This is a genomic window from Streptomyces xiaopingdaonensis, from assembly GCF_000262345.1.
Taxonomy (GTDB): domain Bacteria; phylum Actinomycetota; class Actinomycetes; order Streptomycetales; family Streptomycetaceae; genus Streptomyces; species Streptomyces xiaopingdaonensis.
Genome location: NZ_AJTQ01000287.1, coordinates 1 through 1,011, shown reverse-complemented (window position 1 = coordinate 1,011; position 1,011 = coordinate 1). Strand labels below are relative to the sequence as shown.

At 68.5% G+C, this 1,011-nt stretch carries 1 protein-coding gene; it reads left to right on the top strand.

Annotated elements, in window-relative coordinates:
- Window positions 1-188 precede the first annotated feature (188 nt).
- The gene (locus UWG_RS0122685; RefSeq protein WP_029391694.1) at window positions 189-998 is read left to right on the top strand and encodes an SDR family oxidoreductase; all 810 of its coding nucleotides are present in this window, start codon (window positions 189-191) and stop codon (window positions 996-998) included.
- The last annotated feature ends 13 nt before the right edge of the window (window positions 999-1,011 follow it).

The following is a 1,011-nucleotide window of genomic DNA, read 5'->3' as shown; positions in this document are numbered from 1 at the left end:
CGATCCACCGACTCGTCTCCGCCAAGGTCGAGTCGGCCGCATGACCGGCGCCGGGCTCGGTTTCGGCTGCACGATTCGGCGGCCGTGCGGTGCCCGGTCGCGACTCGCAGGTCGAGGCGCTGGACGTGCGCACCGAGCTCGGCGTCCCCGACTCGCCGTTCCCGCACCGACCGACAGGGAGGAAAACCATGCTCGTTCCCCTCGAGGGAGCCTGGGCTCTGATACTCGGCGTCTCCAGCGGCATGGGAAAGGAGACGGCGAGGGCGCTGGCGGAAGCGGGCTGCAACATCATCGGCGTGCACTTCGACCTCGCCGAGGGACAGGAGCAGGCGGAGCAGTATGCCGAGTCCCTGACGGAGCTGGGAGTCGAAGCACACTTCTTCAACCGCAACGTCGCGTCGAAGCAGGTACGGGCGGAACTCGTCCCCGTCATCCACGACCTGACGTCCGGCACCGGCCCGCGGGTCGTCATGCACTCGGTCGCCTACGGGACGCTGACCTCCCTCCTCCCCGCGGAGGACGGCGGGGACGGAGCGATCCCGGCCGTCCTGCCGAAGCAGCTCACGATGACGGTCGAGGTCATGGGGCACAGCCTCGTCTACTGGACCCAGGACCTCGTGAAGGCGTCGTTGCTGCCGCGCGGGGCGAAGGTCTTCGCCATGACCAGCGCCGGAGGAAGCCGGGTGCTGTCCGGCTACGCGCCCGTATCGGCGGCGAAGGCGACGCTCGAGTCCCACGTCCGCACCCTCGCGGTCGAACTCGCGTCCCGCGGCGTGGCGGTGAACGCGATCCGCGCCGGTACCACGGTCACCCCGGCGCTGGAGAAGATTCCGGGCAGCGAGAAGTTGATCGCCCATTGCCAGGAGATCAATCCGGGAGGTCGGCTGACGCGTGCCGAGGACGTGGCCGAAGCCGTCGTCATGTTGTCCTCCAGCGATTCGTCCTGGCTCACGGGAAACGTCATCGGAGTCGACGGTGGGGAATTCCTCGCCGTCTGAGGTGTGTGGGAAG